The 17,640-nt window shown below is 40.1% G+C and carries 14 protein-coding genes; 11 read left to right on the top strand and 3 right to left on the bottom strand.

Translation table 11 applies throughout. From position 1 onward, the window contains the following. Positions 1-104: 104 nt before the first annotated feature. Positions 105-581, bottom strand: coding sequence for a hypothetical protein (locus H6G73_RS19455; protein ID WP_190607475.1), 477 nt, complete (start codon positions 579-581; stop codon positions 105-107). Positions 582-664: 83 nt separating this feature from the next. On the opposite strand from H6G73_RS19455, the gene H6G73_RS19460 reads away from it, so the two are divergent. The 3 genes from H6G73_RS19460 (at position 665) to H6G73_RS19470 (ending at position 4,315) form a co-directional block, all read left to right on the top strand. Further along, complete coding sequence (locus H6G73_RS19460) at positions 665-1,828, top strand: sigma-70 family RNA polymerase sigma factor (RefSeq protein ID WP_190607477.1); 1,164 nt, start codon at positions 665-667, stop codon at positions 1,826-1,828. Between the two features lie 101 nt (positions 1,829-1,929). After that, entirely contained in the window at positions 1,930-3,075 is a 1,146-nt protein-coding gene (locus tag H6G73_RS19465) for a DUF1822 family protein (RefSeq protein ID WP_190607479.1), read from the top strand. Between the two features lie 145 nt (positions 3,076-3,220). Then, the gene (locus H6G73_RS19470; protein ID WP_190607481.1) at positions 3,221-4,315 is read left to right on the top strand and encodes a Gfo/Idh/MocA family protein; all 1,095 of its coding nucleotides are present in this window, start codon (positions 3,221-3,223) and stop codon (positions 4,313-4,315) included. On the opposite strand, the gene H6G73_RS19475 is transcribed toward H6G73_RS19470, so the two are convergent. Beyond that, positions 4,312-5,133, bottom strand: coding sequence for an alpha/beta hydrolase (locus H6G73_RS19475; protein WP_190607483.1), 822 nt, complete (start codon positions 5,131-5,133; stop codon positions 4,312-4,314). The genes H6G73_RS19470 and H6G73_RS19475 overlap by 4 nt on opposite strands. Positions 5,134-5,388: 255 nt before the next feature. On the opposite strand from H6G73_RS19475, the gene H6G73_RS19480 reads away from it, so the two are divergent. Further along, positions 5,389-6,462 carry a DMT family transporter gene (locus tag H6G73_RS19480; protein WP_190607485.1) on the top strand — a complete coding sequence of 358 codons (1,074 nt, stop codon included), beginning with the start codon at positions 5,389-5,391 and terminating at the stop codon, positions 6,460-6,462. 191 nt (positions 6,463-6,653) lie between these two features. On the opposite strand, the gene H6G73_RS19485 is transcribed toward H6G73_RS19480, so the two are convergent. Continuing rightward, positions 6,654-8,087 (bottom strand): sensor histidine kinase, encoded by a 1,434-nt coding sequence (locus H6G73_RS19485; protein ID WP_190607486.1) that lies wholly within the window; start codon positions 8,085-8,087, stop codon positions 6,654-6,656. Between the two features lie 449 nt (positions 8,088-8,536). Here H6G73_RS19485 and H6G73_RS19490 point away from each other — a divergent pair, with 449 nt between their 5' ends. The 7 genes from H6G73_RS19490 (at position 8,537) to H6G73_RS19520 (ending at position 17,428) form a co-directional block, all read left to right on the top strand. After that, on the top strand, positions 8,537-9,001 hold the full coding sequence (locus tag H6G73_RS19490) for a BON domain-containing protein (RefSeq protein ID WP_190607488.1): 465 nt from the start codon (positions 8,537-8,539) through the stop codon (positions 8,999-9,001). A gap of 271 nt (positions 9,002-9,272) precedes the next feature. Then, positions 9,273-10,343 carry an NADH:flavin oxidoreductase/NADH oxidase gene (locus H6G73_RS19495; protein WP_190607490.1) on the top strand — a complete coding sequence of 357 codons (1,071 nt, stop codon included), beginning with the start codon at positions 9,273-9,275 and terminating at the stop codon, positions 10,341-10,343. 120 nt (positions 10,344-10,463) lie between these two features. After that, on the top strand, positions 10,464-10,742 hold the full coding sequence (locus H6G73_RS19500) for a hypothetical protein (protein ID WP_190607492.1): 279 nt from the start codon (positions 10,464-10,466) through the stop codon (positions 10,740-10,742). Between the two features lie 82 nt (positions 10,743-10,824). Next, positions 10,825-13,038 carry a CHASE2 domain-containing serine/threonine-protein kinase gene (locus H6G73_RS19505; protein ID WP_190607494.1) on the top strand — a complete coding sequence of 738 codons (2,214 nt, stop codon included), beginning with the start codon at positions 10,825-10,827 and terminating at the stop codon, positions 13,036-13,038. A gap of 500 nt (positions 13,039-13,538) precedes the next feature. Beyond that, positions 13,539-14,954, top strand: coding sequence for an ammonium transporter (locus H6G73_RS19510; protein ID WP_190607495.1), 1,416 nt, complete (start codon positions 13,539-13,541; stop codon positions 14,952-14,954). A 343-nt stretch (positions 14,955-15,297) separates the two neighbouring features. Then, complete coding sequence (locus tag H6G73_RS19515) at positions 15,298-16,125, top strand: SGNH/GDSL hydrolase family protein (RefSeq protein WP_244997492.1); 828 nt, start codon at positions 15,298-15,300, stop codon at positions 16,123-16,125. 94 nt (positions 16,126-16,219) lie between these two features. Beyond that, complete coding sequence (locus H6G73_RS19520; RefSeq protein ID WP_190607508.1) at positions 16,220-17,428, top strand: 4-hydroxy-3-methylbut-2-enyl diphosphate reductase; 1,209 nt, start codon at positions 16,220-16,222, stop codon at positions 17,426-17,428. Positions 17,429-17,640 lie beyond the last annotated feature (212 nt).

A 17,640-nucleotide genomic window follows, 5' to 3' on the forward strand; every position in this document is an offset into this window, starting at 1 on the left:
TTCTCTACACTTTTTAGAAGATGCCTATAATCGATAATAATTGAATCACCTAAACCTGTGACATAATGCAATCTTGATGTTTGTAATTTCGCATTTGTTTCTATTTAGCGATTTGGTCTAATGGGAAAAGAGCGAATATCAACTGGAAATTTGATTTTGGTTGATTTTTGAAAATAGTCACGGGAGTAATAGTTTTGCCGTCCACTATTATCTAAAAACTGGGTAAAGCTTTGCAACATCACTTGTTGACCTCCTAAATTTATGGTTAAGATATTATTAGAAAAACCTTGGTTATAATTGGCTGTTCCGTAGGTATGATCATTATCTTGGACATTAAGTCCATAGGTGACTAATGATGTGCTTCCCCAGTCACAGTCCGTGGGATGACATTTGCCAAAAACTTGAATATTTAATGTATTTCCTCCCCCAGACGTAATAACTAAACGAGTAATTCCGCGAGTATTAGTATCTTTGTTCACCCATGTCCCCACAAAATCACTGGGTGCAGCTACAGCAGGACTAACTAAAGCGGTAGCTAAGGCTAAACTAGAAGCGGCAAGGGTCAATGAACGTTTTAACATTTTACTTATCCTTGTAGTAAAGTTTGTGAAAGCGTTGTTTGTTTACGCCTTCACTATTTCTATAGGTAGGCTGATCATTTTTTATGCAACCTCGACAAAACATCATTGAAAGTTTTTCAACATTTGTGCAGTTTGCGGGCGATCGCTTTGGTCATTGGGCGGTAGAATCAAAGTTGCGTCGGAGTATGCAAAATTGTCTCCACCGCACACCACAGGAAACTTCAGAGTATTTTTGGTCGCTTTATTGGTATAAGTTTTGGCAAGTCCCGGAAACTCAATCTCTAGCTAGGGAACATCTCAGTGCTTATTTACAGGAAGCTTGTTATTGGGTAGCACAAAAAACCGTCACTAGTTTTGCCAGTACCCAGTACCAATTATCAGATTGTTTTCAAATTGCTATTGCTCAAGTTGAGAAAATTCTTAAAGGGTTTAACGCGAATCACAACTTTACCCTGAAAAACTACGCTAGCACGGTTTTTGGTAATGCTATTCGGGAAACCTTACGCCAACGCCATGAGGTTGATATCTGCACAGATTGGGGATTGTTAAGAAAAACTACGAAAAAGCGATTATCAGAAGCATTAGACGCTGCTGGTTTATCTGCAAAAGAAATCAATGCCTACCTATTAGCTTGGGACTGTTTGAAAATTCATTATGTTCCCACACCCACAGGTACTTCTCGCCAACTTCCGCCCCCAGATGCTATAACTTGGCAAGCGATCGCACAATCCTATTATTCCCAAAGTCAGGAACAAATCAACCCCCAAACTTTGGAAAAATGGTTGTTAAATGCGGCAAAAGCTATTCGTAAGTATCTTTATCCCAACCTAGACTCTCTGAACACGCCCAAAGGTGGGGATGATTCCCTAGAATGGTTAGATAATCTGCCAGGTTTACAACAAGAATCTTTAGTTAACGAAATTATTGCCCAAGAAGAACAGCAAGCGCGAAATCATCAACAAACAGAAGTCAAGCAGGTTTTAATTACAGCCATATCCCGACTAGAACAACAATTACAACAGATTTTACAACTGTATTACGGTCAGGCACTCACTCAAGACAAAATAGCTAAAAAATTAGAAATACAACAATACACCGTTTCCCGTCGGCTAAAAAAAGCCCAAGAAACCCTATTAAAGTCCCTCGCTACCTGGAGTCGCGATAATTTGCATATTACCCTCACACCAGACCTACTCAAAAGTATGAGTGTGGTTGTTGAAGAATGGCTACAAACATATTATTCCTGAACTTCTGTACGGGCGGGTTTACCAAAATTCTCGTTCATAGTTGATGATATCTGTAAACCCGCCCCTACTGACTTCTGAACTCCTTCCCTCCCCCAAAACATATGCTTACCTTTACCAACCCCACAGACCTAATTTTAGAAATACCCAAAACCACCCCACAACAGGTGAGTCTCCAGGGTCAAACTTTTTCTAACTCCTATTCACAGTACCAAGGTTATATTAATGAACTTTGCTTGAGTGCTGTCTTGCAATGGTTACAAGAGGATGTAACACCACAAGCAAAGGTTTGGCCAACTATCACTGTTTTATCCAGTTTTTGGGAACTGGTCACTGGAACTGCTTTAACTGTTGATACAACTCGACTGATTTTAATTCCTAACGACAATATAGATTTAAGTGAATTTCGTGTTCCCCAAGAATGGGTGGATATTCCTGGTTGGGTGGGAGACTATTATTTAGCTGTCCAGGTGGAACCGGAAGATGGTTATGTGAAAATTTGGGGTTATTGCACTCATGCCGCATTGAAAGAAAATGGTACTTATGATGCAAGCGATCGCACTTATTCCTTAGATGCTAGTGATATGATTGCGGATATTAATGTCCTCACCCTAACTTTAGAACTTTGTCCCACCGCAACTACCCGCGCAGTTATTTCACCTCTACCATCCTTACCCCAAACACAAGCAGAAAACTTAATTACTCGGTTAGCTAACCCAGAAATCATTACACCTCGTCTAGCTATCCCTTTTACATTATGGGCAGGATTAATAGCTCATGGGGGGTGGCGACAAAAATTATCTCAACAACGCTTAGGACTACCAGAACAATGGTCAGTTTTACAATGGTTGCAAAGGGGAGTTTCTCAAGTTGCAGAAACTGCGGGTTGGGGAAAGTTAAACTTAGAATTTGGTGCTGCTGGTGCCAGAAGCGTCATCGAAAATCAACCACAGCAAAGTATATCTCGCCAACTAGCGATCGCTGGCCAATTATATGAATTATCCATCATCCCGCAAAGGGAAACCTGGCGGTTTGAATTGCGACATCTCACTGTTGGTGTAAATATCCCCGGTGGCTTTAAACTGCGACTCCTCACCGAAGATTTACAACCCTTCCCCAATAATGAAGCTGTAGCCACAACTGCGGTAGAATCATTATTTATTGAGGTGGCTTTAGATGCCGGAGAAGGTATTGTCTGGGAAATTGAACCTTTACCCGATAACTACGACCAAGAAATCCTCAGATTTTAATTTCAATTGCAAAATAGGTAAATACTATTATCCTGCCAGTCAGGGATAATTATTGCCATAACTTGGTGTTGTAACTCATCTAGCTCTCGTTATAATTACCATGTTATGAATTTTCACATTTAGAACAATTAATTTTGAATAGCTTATGATAGGTGTTGCAGTTGTCGGTACTGGATTTGGTCAAAAGGTTCATATTCCTGCATTTCAGGCACATCACAACACCGAAATAGCCGCAGTCTACCATCGAGACATCAACAAAGCCAAAGCGATCGCTACCACCCATCATATCCCCTACGCTAGCGATAATCTAGAGGAAATTCTCGCTTTACCCACAGTCCAAGCAGTTAGCATTTCTACACCGCCATTTTTACATTACGAAATGGCAAAGGCTGTTTTACAAGCTAAAAAACATCTCTTACTAGAAAAACCCACAACTTTAAACGCCATTGAAGCCAAAGAACTATATCAATTAGCGCAACAACAAAATGTCATTGCTACCTTAGATTTTGAGTTTAGATTTGTACCTGGATGGCAATACTTTTCTCAACTTTTATCATCAGGTTATGTCGGTAAATTCCGTCTCATTAAAATTGACTGGTTAGGTTCATCCCGTGCAGATACATCTCGTCCTTGGAATTGGTATTCTAATCAAGCGCAAGGTGGTGGTGCCTTAGGTTCTCTCGGTTCCCATGCCTTTGATTATATTTATTGGTTATTTGGGCCAGTTCGCAAATTAAACGCTTATTTAAGTACAGCTATTCCCGCAAGAATTGACCCCACTAGCGGAGAATTAAAATCAGTAAATACGGATGATACCTGCTTATTATCTCTAGAATTAGCTGATGGTACACCTTGCCAAATTTCCATTAGTGCCGTAGTTCATGCACCTCGACCCCATTGGCTAGAAGTGTATGGAGATCAAGGCACATTAGTATTAGGAAGTGAACATCAAAAAGATTATATTCACGGTTTCCGTGTTTGGGGTTCCCAAAGTGGTCAGCCTTTAACAGAACTAGAAATCCCCAAACAATTATTATTTCCCCAACATTACGATGATGGTCGCATTTGTGCTTTTATTCGTGTGGTCAATCAATGGGTAGAAGCAATAGAAAATAATCAACAAACCACCCCATCTTTGCGAGAAGGAGTTTACTCACAATTATTAATGGATTTATCTCATCAATCCCATGAATCAGGAAGATGGGTAGATGTACCAAATTTAGACGCTTTTTTAGCTTAAGGAACAGAGAGTAAAGCTGTAAATTCTTGTAGTTTCTTAGCGTATTTTTCCCCTGCTACCAGCATGACATCATTATGTGTGGCATTTTCCACCCAAAAATACAATTTTGGAGAAGCCGCAGCAGCATATAACTTCTGTCCATGTGCGAAAGGAATTACTTCGTCTTTTGTCCCATGTACTACTAATACTGGAGATTTAACCTTACTAATTTTATCCAGGTTATTAAACTTATCAAAGGGTAAAATTGGCACAGGTAATACCACCCTAAAAGCTGAAGTAAAAGCACTCTCAACAATTAAACCACCTACTGGCTTTTTCACAGCTAAATCTACTGCGGAACCACCACCTACAGAACGTCCAAAAACTATTATTTGCTCTGGTGCAATCTTTAAATTATTTGTTAAATAATTATAGACAGTTTCAATATCTTGATAAGCGTGCTTTTCTGTGGGTGAACCTCCGCTAGTACCATAACCACGATAATCATAACTAAATACACTAAAACCCCAACTGTGTAGTTTTGCTAATACAGGCTGAATATCACCTAAATCTTCCGCATTACCATGGGCATAAAGAATCGTATATTTGGCTTTGGGGTTAGGTAAATAAATAGCAGAAATCTTTTGATTATCTGTAGTTTTTAATTTAAAAATATTCTGATTATCTTGATAACTAGATGGTTGGGGCAAAAAAATCATGCTATCTGCGCGAAAATAAACATAAATAGCAAAAAATAGGTAGATAAAAATTAGAGATTTTATCATTCTTTTCCAACTTAAATCACCAATGATGAGTTTTTGCAGATTTATTTTATTCATATTTGATTACTTAATGTAGTATTGTTTTGATACAAATAAATATTGGATTATTAATTTTATTAATCACAAAGCCGAATAAATACATAATTACAGGTAAAAAATGATATTTTAACATTATCGATTCGCTTTAACCAAGACAAAAAACAAGTATTTTATAATACTAATAAGTATTAATTCCTTCACAAAACGCAATGTTTCGGTAGAATTAGGGGAAGTAACTGTTTCACATAATTTACAAAACTTCACAGCCAACCGATGCAACTGCAACTGAGAGGATCTAAATCTCCCTTAGCGTCTTTACTACTAATTGCTCCTTTTTTCCTCTGGGGTACGGCAATGGTGGCGATGAAAGGCGTGATTCCCCATACCACACCCCTATTCATGGCGGGGTTTAGATTACTACCGGCTGGGGTGCTAATTCTACTGACTGGAGGATTTATGGCCAGACCCCAACCCCAGGGATGGAAAGCTTGGTCATGGATCATTTTATTTGCCTTAATCGATGGTTCTCTGTTCCAAGGTTTTTTAGCAGAAGGTTTGGTGAGAACCAGTGCGGGTTTAGGTTCAGTGATGATTGATTCCCAACCTTTAGCTGTAGCATTGCTGTCTCTGTGGTTATTTCAAGAGCATATAGGCTTTTGGGGATGGTTGGGTTTAGGCTTGGGTGTTGCGGGTATTAGTTTAATTGGCTTGCCTGATGAGTTAATTATTCATTTGTTGGACTCAGGGGTAAATATCCCTGCATTCAACTGGGAAAACTTGTTGGCTAGCGGTGAATGGTTGATGTTGCTAGCAGCTTTATCCATGGCTGTGGGAACTGTGCTGATTCGTTTTGTCTGTAAGTATGCTGACCCAGTGACAGCGACAGGATGGCATATGATTTTAGGTGGTTTGCCTTTGTGGGGTATTTCTTCGGCGTGGGAAAGCCAACAGTGGCAAAATTTGGCATTAACTGAGTGGCTATCTTTAAGTTATGCCACAGTTTTTGGGAGTGCGATCGCTTACGGGTTCTTTTTCTATTTTGCCTCCAGTGGTAATCTCACTAGCCTCAGTTCCCTCACCTTCCTCACACCAGTCTTTGCTTTGCTTTTTGGTCATCTCATTCTGTCTGAAGTCCTTTCTCCTATTCAATGGGGAGGCGTTCTCTTGACTTTAGTCAGTATTTATTTAATCAATCAACGGGAAAAACTGGGAGGAAACAAGAATATGACTTCTGTTCCAGAAATAACTCCATCAATTTCTCAAAGTATTTTAGAAGCATCTGGAACTAAAAAAGTTAATTCTATCTCTGTAGCCGTCAGAGAATCTGAACCAGAGGTACTACCTTAAAATTTAGAAATCAATTTTCATATCTGGATAATTCACACATCATTAGACATCGTGATAAAGTCCTTCTTTGTGTTCTCTTCTGTAGTGACTATGCGTGAAAAAAATATTTATCCCAGATGCCTAATTTAATATCAAAAAACATAATCACAGGCAATTTTATATAGTGCTAGCTGAAAAATATGAAATAGATATTACTTAACTCCCACCTTCTGCTTACCACTGATTTCTAATGGTAAGAAAATCGTCAAAACTTCCTCATTTTGATGGCGTTGCCTAACAATTAATTTCCCACCAATGGCTTGAAACAAATGTTTAGTAGCAGCCATATTTAAACTGATTGTCCCGGTTTCCGGCTGAAACATCAGCAATTGTCCAAGAGATTTACGAATTGGTGGATTAATTGTCTGATTATTGTTTTGGCAGTCGATTTGTGGCGATAGTTGCAATTTCAGTTGGTCACCAGCAGGAATGACTTGCACTTGAATGCAACTACCAGGAGGTAAACTGCGGGTAAAATTTTCCATCAACCCAGTCAGTACCCGGTCTAACATAGCAGGGTTACTCACCACCATTGGTAACTGCTGGGGTAAAACTACATCTATAGTTAAATTGCGGCGATTTGCTGCCTGTTGCCAGCGGGGAATACTTTGCTGTAAAACTTGATCCAGAGATGTGGGAGTTAACTGTGTATTAACAGGTTTTGTGGTAGCAGTAGTTTCTAATTCCGCAGCTTTAAACAGCAACTCCATTCTGTCGATTTGTTCAGTACATTCATGGTCAATAATTTCCAGGCGATTAATGACAGTATCTGGCAAATCTCGCCGTTTGAGTAACAAGCGCGTCATTGTCCGAATGGTAGTTAGCGGTGTGCGGACTTCATGAGCAAAAGCTTGCAGTAACTCCACATCTGGACGGGGAGATGGTTTAGCAGGTGGAGTGATGGGAGGATGGGGGGAAGTAGATATGGGAGATGGAGATGCGACCTTATCTGCTTCTGGCTCGCCGACTTCCTGAAGTATACAACGTGTGAAGTGAATAATACTGTGATAGTCCAGGGTAGCGGGAGCGTAATCCTGCACAAGTACATCTAAATCTGCAAATAATTCGGGATTATTTAAGATAATCCTAGCGCCAATGGCTCGCCATGCTTGCTGTACTACATCTGGTTCAAAAGAAAAAGCAAATTCTTTTTGACCATTACTGCGTTCTGCTAACACTAACACTAACCGGAATCTTTCTGTGAATACTAGACAGAACTGCTCCATACCCAAAGGGTCAGCAGGTAGTAAAGGTAAGATAGACTCTTGGGGTGTAATTTCCTCCTCTATTGCTACTGGAATCTGAAACGGCATCAGCGCTAGAGGATTAAAGGGTTTAGCCGTGAAAGTGACGGTTTGTAAACTCTGGGTGAGTTGGGGTTGACTAAATAGAGGTGCTGGTGCGGTGATAACCAAACCATGGGTAGTTTCAGATGAAGTTGTGGCTAAAGTTTTGAGCAACAGGTTTTCTGTTGCGGCTAGACTTACACGCCATTGTTGCTCTGCTTGAGCAGATGAACATTCAGTTATGCTGGGTTGGCTACCAGTTAACACTTCTCTCAAACTTGGTAAGATCCATTCGTACACAGGTTTTCACCCCTTGATTGAAGAGCATCTAAAAGCGGCTAGGGTAGATTTTGCACTCTATACATAAAGAGGTTATATTCTTTGCTGGAGTAATGGAAGTCGTAGAACCGAACAATTTAGGGGCAATTCCCTCTCTTTAGTCTGAGGTTGGCAATATTTTCAGGTGATGTCACCAAACTTTAAGTAAACATCGCCAAAATCTTATATATCTGATAATATTTATTGACTCTATATCAATCTGCTCTATTCTGTAGCCGTAAAAAGTCAGATTGATGTTGTTGACAACAGAGAGCTAGATTTCAGGATCTAGGTTGGTGCTAAATTGGGTTTTCAGCAACTTTAAAGCTAATTTAAGCATTATTGTTGTTGAACAATTAATGATTTTTTAATATTTCGCTCCTCAGAAACACACCTCATAAATCGCTTCAATTACTCACTAGGAGATGAATATGAAGAAACTTGTTACCTTGGTGGTTAGCAGTATTTTGGTAGCTAGTCTATTTGGTTGTCAGGAATCGTCTCAAACTGGCACAGAAACATCCAGTAATAACGGAACTTCGGCATCAGTCAAATCAGCATCTAATACAACCCAAACTACTGATAAAACCACTAAAACAGACAAAATTGGTAAGGAAAAATCAGTTGATAAAAACAATAAATCGAAGACAGAGGCAACTGATAAAACCACAGGCAAGACAACTACAGGTGACTTGAAAACAGAAGTGACTAAAAAATTGAAGGAAGGTTTACCTGGTAACAAATTAGAAGTTGAAGATAAAGGTGGAGAGGTAATTCTCAAAGGTACAGTTGGGTCAGAAGCAGACTTAAAAAAAGCAGAAACTTTAGTTAAGGCTGTCAAAGGTGTCAAAACTGTGAAGGTGGAAGCGAAGGTAGAACCTGCAAAAAAACCATAGATAATCCCTGAATTAGCGGCAAAACAACAATTTTATAGGACTTACTAACCCTGTGAGTCCTTTTTTCTGATGTTTATTATTTAGACATTTCCGAAACCCTTGTAGAGACGTTCCGTCGGAACGTCTCTACAAGGGTTTCAAACCACGCATATTTAATCACCACCAGATTTCCATTGTGTAAACAGGCAAAATAGTTAAGAATCTCCACATTGGAAGTAAGAGAGTGTAAAACTTTGATTAGCTAAATTTAAGCTGATGGAAGTCAAAACCGATGGCACATCTGTTTGAAGCGTTAAAAATTCGGGAAGTTACATTTCGCAACCGCATTGCTGTTTCTCCCATGTGTCAATATTCCTCTAATTCAGAGGGATACGCCAATGATTGGCATTTGGTACATTTAGCATCCCGTGCGGTTGGTGGTGCAGGGTTAGTTTTCACGGAAGCAGCTGCGGTAGAACCTCGCGGTAGAATTACCCCCCAGGATTTAGGGATTTGGTCTGATACACATATAGAGTCGTTAGCTAAGATTGTGACGCTCATCCAGAGTTTTGGTGCTGTGCCGGGTATTCAATTGGCTCATGCGGGAAGAAAGGCCAGTGTAGCGAAACCAAGTAAGGGGGGAAAGGCTTTAGATGAATCACAAGAGGGTTGGCGACCTGTATTTTCTAGTAGTGCGATCGCTTTTAATAAAGATAGTCCAGTGCCCACACCTTTGACTAGAGAAGGGATTCAAGAGGTAATTAATGCCTTTACTCAAGCCGCACAACGCTCTCTCCAAGCTGGTTTTAAGGTAGTTGAAATCCATGCTGCTCACGGCTATCTCTTACACCAGTTTCTCTCTCCACTAGCTAATCAACGTCAAGATGATTATGGTGGCAGCTATGCTAACCGGACTCGTCTGTTGAAGGAGATTGTGGAAAAAGTCCGCGCTGTTTGGCCAGAAAAATATCCTCTTTGGGTACGGATTTCTGCTACTGATTGGATAGATAAAGGCTGGGACATTGAGCAAAGTGTCACTTTAAGTAAGGAACTCAAAGCTTTAGGTGTGGATGTGATTGACTGTTCTTCTGGTGGCATTATTCCCGGTATTAATGTTCCTGTCAAACCAGGCTATCAAAGTCAGTTTGCAGAACGAATTCGTCGAGAAGTTGATATTCTCACTGGTGCAGTGGGGTTAATTACATCTCCAGAACATGCTGATCAAATAATTCGCTCTGGGGTAGCAGATATAGTGCTATTAGGTAGGGAACTATTACGAAATCCTTACTGGCCCCATGTGGCTGCCAAAAAACTGGGACAGGAAAAGGTTTGGCCTGTGCAGTATGACCGCGCTTGGTTGTGAAGAGTGAAAGTCTCCATGCACCGCTATAGGTAAGTTTTCATTGTGATTACAGAGGACATCCGTTATGATGCAAGCGGTTTAACCTTTTACTATAGTGGTTGCAGTGCAGGAGAGAAAAGGATGAAAGTTTGGCTAGCTTGCTTTTTGCTACTTTTTGCTTTAGCAGAATTATTTGACTGGATGCAAGGATTTTCTTTCCCCCTACCTATCTATATTTTAGGGGGAGCATTTTTAGCTGTGGCTTCTAACTACGAGAAAATTGTTGGTTCTTATTTCAGTGATGTATCTGGGACTACGACCGCTAAACCAGCGCAACTGGACTCAACCACCCCAGGCAGTCCCATAGTTTTTGATATAGCTCAAACCGCGGATAAAGTAGAAAAAACAGTGATTGAGTAAATTGCTACATCAATCTTGAATGAGTTAAACTGTATTTCCAGTTCTGCAATCTCCCATATATCCAGGGTGCTGCCGCAAAGCCGTGATTAATCTGCTTTTGGCTAAATTTCGGTCATCTACTGTCAAAAAACCGAATTATCCTCAGACTTTGACTACTGTGAATTGGTTGTCAACCATTTTGCTGACTAGTATGGGGGTGACAGCTTTAGTCTGGGGAATGCGTGAATTGAAGTGGCTGCAAAGTTGGGAGTTAAGCGCCTATGATATGATGTTGCGATCGCGCCCTCTCGAACCAGCAGATAGCAGAATTTTACTTGTCACCATTACCCAAGCAGATTTAGCACAGGAACCATGGCCTCTATCGGATGCCACTGTTAATAAATTACTTAGTAAATTATCTGCTTATCGTCCTCGTGTGATTGGTTTGAATATTTACCGGGACAAACAAGCCAGTTTAGGCAATAATTTACCTACTATAGATAATCTTGTAACTACTTGTTTATTCAGTAATATTGGTAGGGCAGAAATCGCTCCTCCTCCCAATTTTCCCCTTGATAATGTTGGCTTTAATGATGTTGTTACAGATAGTGAAAATGAAGCCATTCTCCGTCGTGGCTTAATGTTTGCTAATCCCACAACTACAGATAAAAAATGTCATACTCAAATTTCTTTTGCTACTCTATTAGCTATTCTTTATTTAGAAAAACAAGGTATTCACCCTACTTTCACGCAACAGCAAGAAATTCTAATAGGTAACAAAGTTTTTCCCCGTCTCCACTCCCATAGTGGCAGTTATCAAAGCACAGATGATCATGGCTATCAAATTTTAATTAATTATCGTCACTCAGAACATCTAGCTCAACAAGTAACTTTAACACAGGTTTTGCGGGACGAAGTAAAACCTCAATGGGTAGAAGATAAGTTAGTGATTATTGGCACTACTGCCACTAGTATTCATCCTGGTTTTTATACGCCATTTAATAGTTTGGCTAATCAACCTGCTAGAACTCATGGCATGTTTATTCATGCCCAAATTGCCAGTCAAATTATCAGTACAGTTTTAGATGGTAGACCTTTAATTTCCTACTGGACAGATTGGACAGAATTATTATGGATTTGGGTATGGTCGCTGGTAGGTGCTGTTTTAGCATGGCAATGGCGACATCCTTTATTATTATTAACAGTCACAGGTTTTATTCTCATTGGCTTGGTGGGAATTGCTGCGGGTTTGTATCTTCAATCACTTTGGATACCGTTAATTCCCTCTGGTTTAACATTATTGATTAGTGGTGTATTTGTCATAGTTTATGCTGGTTATGAAAGTCAGCGACAGCATCAGCTAATTTTGCAACAAGTAAATGCCCAAAAAGATGCTATTTCTGAATTAAATGTACTTTTCAATCAGACCACTATCTTTCAATCTCTAGGTTCTCATAGCCAAGAATTAACAGATACGGTCTGTTTGAGAACTGGTGGTTTAATTTTCAGTGGAAGATACAAAATTCATCAAACCTTGGGTGCTGGTGGGTTCGGTAAGACTTATTTAGCAGAAGATACCCATTTACCTGGCCATCCAATTTGTGTAGTGAAGCAATTAATGCCAGCACGTCGAGATCCCCAATTTTTGGAAGTTGCTAGAAGATTATTTAATACGGAAGCAGACATTTTAGCGATTTTGGGTAAACATCCGCAAATTCCTGAATTATTTGCCTATTCTGAAGAAAACCAAAATTTTTATCTGGTACAGCAGTATATTGAAGGACATACTTTAAGTACAGAGTTGCCACCTGAACAAGGTGTGAAAAGTGAGTTATTTGTGATTAATATGCTGATGGAAATTTTAGAAATCCTGGCTTTTATTCATAAACATGACGTAATTCATCGGGATATTAAACCTAGCAATATTATTAGATCCAAGAACGATTCCAGATTGGTATTAATTGATTTTGGTGCAGTTAAATTAATTCAAAACAAAAATGATGAAGAAACGGAATTAGCTACTGTTGCTATTGGTACAAAAGGATATACACCACCAGAGCAATTTGCCGGGCATCCACAATTATCTAGTGATATATACGCTTTAGGAATTATAGCTATTCAAGCTTTAACTGGTGTGTTACCCCAGGATTTTCACCAACATTCCCGCACCGGTAATATTATCTGGACAGAACAGGCAGATATAAATCCGCAGTTAGCTGTCATAGTGAATAAAATGGTTTGTTACCATTTTAGCGATCGCTATCAGTCTGCGGTAGATGTGTTGCAAGATTTACAACAATTAGTTGTAGATTCTTAATCACGATTGTATTCATTGTCATCACAATTCTTAGGATAGTGATGGACAATATCATGTCTCTTCTGACGCTTATTGACTAGCAAGGTGCCGCAAGTCTGAGAACATCCCATACAGAAAATTATTAATTTTTTTGTATAGCAATTGACAGAAAGCTTAGGACATTAATTAACACTAAAACTGAGACAGTTCAAGACTTTTAGCACTGTCACCTGTCACCTGTTAACTCTCACCTGCTATAGTTTCTCAGGAGATTGATTATTGTTAACATTCTCTCGGCAATTTTTGGCAAAGATAACAATTTTCTGACAAAAAGAAATTGATACAAAAATTGCATCAACAGCTTATGATTTTTAAAATCATCTACTGTCCCAATAATGATTTTTTTGTTAAAACTTGCCGCAACACAAAAGATGAGTAACTTTTAAAACAGAAAAAGTATCAAATTTTACGGAGTCTGTTGAATTAAGACAAACATTGTCGGTGCAGAGGAAATAAAACAAGTGCTGAAAAAATTTTTGACGGTTGGGGGTTTAACCCTATTGTTGGTGTTAGGACTACTCACGGGTAATGCTTTAGCTCAAACATCTACCGCACCACCAGCAGCGGACACTGGGGATACAGCATTTATGCTGGCTTGTTCAGGTCTGGTATTGCTAATGACACCAGGATTAGCATTTTTCTATGGTGGGTTTGTGCGATCGCGCAACGTCCTCAACACCTTGATGATGAGCTTTGTATTGATGGCGATTGTTGGGGTGACATGGGTTCTCTGGGGTTACAGTCTTTCCTTTGCACCAGGTCTACCCTTCATCGGTGGCTTACAGTGGCTAGGTTTAAATGGTGTAGGTTTAGAGACAACTGGTTATCTGGATGGATCTAATCCATCAGAAGTGGTTTCCTATGCGGGAACTATTCCTCACCAAGCATTCATGATTTATCAAGCCATGTTTGCAATCATCACTCCAGCACTAATTTCTGGAGCGATCGCTGAACGCATGAGCTTTAGAGCCTATTCTTTATTTGTACTTCTGTGGTCAACCTTTATCTATACGCCCCTAGCTCACATGGTTTGGGCTAAAGGAGGTTTTTTAGGTTTATATGGTGGTTTAGGCGCTCTAGACTTTGCTGGTGGCACCGTGGTACATATCAGTTCTGGGGTATCAGCCTTAGTCGCAGCGATCGTCCTTGGCCCCAGAAAAAACCATCCAGACCGTCTGAGTCCTCCCCACAACGTACCCTTTATTTTGCTGGGTGCTGGCTTATTATGGTTTGGCTGGTTCGGCTTTAACGCTGGTAGCGCCTTATCTGTAGCTAGCGGTACTTCTGGTAACTTAGCCACCAACGTTGCTACTACAGCCTTTGTCGCTACTAATACTTCCGCTGCTGCTGGTGCCTTGATGTGGTTGATTTTAGAGGGAGTATTGAGAGGTAAACCCACAGCGGTAGGTGCTGCTACCGGTGCTGTAGCTGGGTTAGTTGGTATCACTCCCGCAGCTGGATTTGTCACCCCTCTAGCATCAATTCTCATTGGTTTTATTACTGCCGTTGTCTGCTTCTATGCAGTCAGCTTTAAGCACAAGCTACAAGTAGATGATGCCTTAGATACCTATCCTGTTCACGGTGTGGGTGGAACAGTAGGGGCAATTTTAACCGCCATTTTTGCCACCACAGAAGTCAACGCTGCTGGTAAAGATGGACTACTGCGCGGTAACTTCTCCGAGTTGCTAGTAGAATTAGGAGCGATCGCGATCGCTTATATTATTGCCGCTGTTGGTACTTGGATCATTCTCAAAGTTATTGATGCAACCATTGGTCTGCGAGTGAAAGAAGAAGCTGAACACCAAGGTTTAGATATCAATGAACATGGTGAAGAAGGCTATAACTCCGAGTTTGGGGAAAGAATTAATATGTCCTAGCTATTCTTTAACCACTGAAAACTTAATCAAAAACCACAGCGGGACAGCTTGTATCTGATAAACAAGCTACATTCCCGCTCTTTTTTTGAAAATTGGTATGATGTAGCAGGTGATAGGTGACAGGTTACAGTGCTAAGTAATACCAATTTGTACAGATAATGCGGTAAATTAAAGCTGAAAACCCTGATGAAATAATATCTTTCCCATTTTTAATTTTTAATTTTTATTTGGTATTTATATATCAAAGGGTCATACCCCCATATACCAAGACTTCTACACCCCTTTCACCTACTCAGTGCTACGGTTTTACAGTCAAATTCAACATTGGTGAAGTTTTCTAGTCGTGTCCACTCGTGTCAAGCCTTTTCCGATCTGGGGATTATTTGCACTACTCACTAACGCCATCCTGATGTTAGTGGTCATCTTACTAATTTGGCGACAGCAAAAGTTAAGTCCTGTCTTCGGGACAACCACATCATCATCACCACCAGTTAACCTCAACTGGACTAATCAATATGTTTCACCAGAGTTAGGCCCCCGTCATAAACTCAGTTATCAACAGTGGTTGGAAATTCTCAAACAAGAAGCCATTGTAGCGGCGGAAAAACAGCCCCCCCGCTTGACTGTATTAGCCGGAGATTCTCTGAGTTTATGGTTTCCACCGGAATTATTACCGGAAAACAAAGCTTGGCTAAATCAGGGGATATCTGGAGAAACTACCGAAGGACTATTAAATCGATTAGAGTTATTTGACCACACCCAGCCCGAAACGGTGCTAGTGATGATTGGAATTAATGATTTGATTCGGGGCATCTCCGATGAGGAAATTTTAGACAATCAGCGTCGTATTATTCGTTATTTACGGGAAAAACACCCCCAAGCCCAAATTTTTGTCCAATCTATTTTGCCTCATGGGGACAAAGAAGCTACTTGGGAACAAAAGGAAAAACTGTTAGCCATTCCTAACAATCGCATTCGCCAATTAAATGAAAGATTAAAACAGATAGCTAGCGACCAAGGTGCTAAATATCTTGACTTACATTCCCTATTCATCAACAAGGAAGGTAATATGCGTCAGGAATTTTCTACCGATGGTTTACATTTAAGTCCTCAAGGTTATCTCGTGTGGCGGACTGCTTTGCAGATTTATACTCCGTCCCAGTCACAGTAAAATGACTTTATCCACAGCTTAAGAGATTTTTCCCTCTTGAATCGCCTCTTGGCACGAGAGAATGAACAATAGTGATATGAGTGGCAAAACCCAAATGGATACAAAAGCTTTTAAACGTAGCCTCCAGCATTCTGAAAACTACAATCGCAAAGGGTTTGGTCACCAAGCAGAAGTAGCCAGCCAGTTGCAGTCTGAGTACCAGAGTAACTTGATTCAACAAATACGCGATCGCAACTACACTATTACCAAAGGAGATGTGACCATCCGTCTGGCCCAAGCCTTTGGTTTTTGCTGGGGTGTAGAACGTGCGGTGGCTATGGCCTATGAAACCCGTCAGCACTTCCCTACAGAACGCATTTGGATTACCAACGAAATTATTCACAACCCCTCAGTCAACCAAAGAATGCAGGAGATGGAAGTTAAATTCATCCCTGTGGAAAACAATCAAAAGGATTTTTCTGTAGTTGATAGTGGTGATGTAGTCATTTTACCTGCCTTCGGTGCTAGCGTTCAAGAAATGCAGATTCTCCACAACAAAGGCTGCAAAATTGTTGACACTACCTGCCCTTGGGTTTCTAAAGTTTGGAACACAGTTGAGAAGCACAAAAAAGGCGATTACACTTCTATTATTCACGGTAAATACAAACATGAAGAAACAGTTGCCACCAGTTCCTTCGCTGGTAAATATTTAATTGTTTTCAACTTACAAGAAGCCGAATACGTTGCTAACTACATTCTCCATGGTGGCAACCGCGAAGAATTTTTAGTTAAATTTGCTAAAGCCTGTTCAGCAGAATTTGACCCAGACCAAGATTTAGAAAGAGTGGGAATTGCTAATCAAACCACCATGCTTAAAGGTGAAACCGAGCAAATCGGCAAGCTATTTGAGCGGACGATGATGCAGAAATATGGACCCGTTGAATTAAATCAACATTTCCAAAGTTTCAACACCATCTGTGATGCTACCCAAGAACGCCAAGATGCCATGTTGGAATTAGTCCAAGATAACCTCGATTTAATGGTAGTAATTGGTGGGTTTAACTCATCAAATACTACTCAACTACAACAAATTGCTATCGAGCGGAAAATTCCTTCCTATCACATCGACAGTGTTGAAAGAATTCACTCAGAAGATGCTATTCAGCATCGACAATTATCTGGAGAATTAGTAATTAGTGAAAACTGGTTACCTCAAGGTAAAATCACCGTAGGTATAACCTCTGGTGCTTCTACTCCCGATAAAGTTGTGGAAGATGTAATCGAGAAAATTTTTCTGTTGAAAGCGACTGTTGCTGTAGTTTAAATTGATTAATTCAGCTATCAGTTGTGCGGCTACATAGGGGTTGCTGATAGCTGAATTGAAATGATACAATTTTAATTGTAAATAGCTTAAGGGGGGACAAAGAAGGCTGAAAAAGAGACAGAGTAAAGAATGTGAAGGTGTATGGTAAAAAAAGATAGGTCTTATATTCTCAACAAGACCAATCTATTGAAAATGATACCGACATTCTATCA

Origin of the sequence: Richelia sinica FACHB-800 (assembly GCF_014698825.1) — a bacterium.
Classification (GTDB): domain Bacteria; phylum Cyanobacteriota; class Cyanobacteriia; order Cyanobacteriales; family Nostocaceae; genus FACHB-800.

Excerpts from the sequence above, each read along its gene's own strand:
- H6G73_RS19495 (WP_190607490.1), top strand. The coding sequence starts at position 9,273 with ATGGCACATCTGTTTGAAGCGTTAAAAATTCGGGAAGTTACATTTCGC.
- H6G73_RS19490 (WP_190607488.1), top strand. The coding sequence starts at position 8,537 with ATGAAGAAACTTGTTACCTTGGTGGTTAGCAGTATTTTGGTAGCTAGT.
- H6G73_RS19460 (WP_190607477.1), top strand. The coding sequence starts at position 665 with ATGCAACCTCGACAAAACATCATTGAAAGTTTTTCAACATTTGTGCAG.
- H6G73_RS19480 (WP_190607485.1), top strand. The coding sequence starts at position 5,389 with ATGCAACTGCAACTGAGAGGATCTAAATCTCCCTTAGCGTCTTTACTA.
- H6G73_RS19475 (WP_190607483.1), bottom strand. The coding sequence starts at position 5,133 with ATGAATAAAATAAATCTGCAAAAACTCATCATTGGTGATTTAAGTTGG.
- H6G73_RS19465 (WP_190607479.1), top strand. The coding sequence starts at position 1,930 with ATGCTTACCTTTACCAACCCCACAGACCTAATTTTAGAAATACCCAAA.
- H6G73_RS19470 (WP_190607481.1), top strand. The coding sequence starts at position 3,221 with ATGATAGGTGTTGCAGTTGTCGGTACTGGATTTGGTCAAAAGGTTCAT.
- H6G73_RS19520 (WP_190607508.1), top strand. The coding sequence starts at position 16,220 with ATGGATACAAAAGCTTTTAAACGTAGCCTCCAGCATTCTGAAAACTAC.
- H6G73_RS19500 (WP_190607492.1), top strand. The coding sequence starts at position 10,464 with ATGAAAGTTTGGCTAGCTTGCTTTTTGCTACTTTTTGCTTTAGCAGAA.
- H6G73_RS19455 (WP_190607475.1), bottom strand. The coding sequence starts at position 581 with ATGTTAAAACGTTCATTGACCCTTGCCGCTTCTAGTTTAGCCTTAGCT.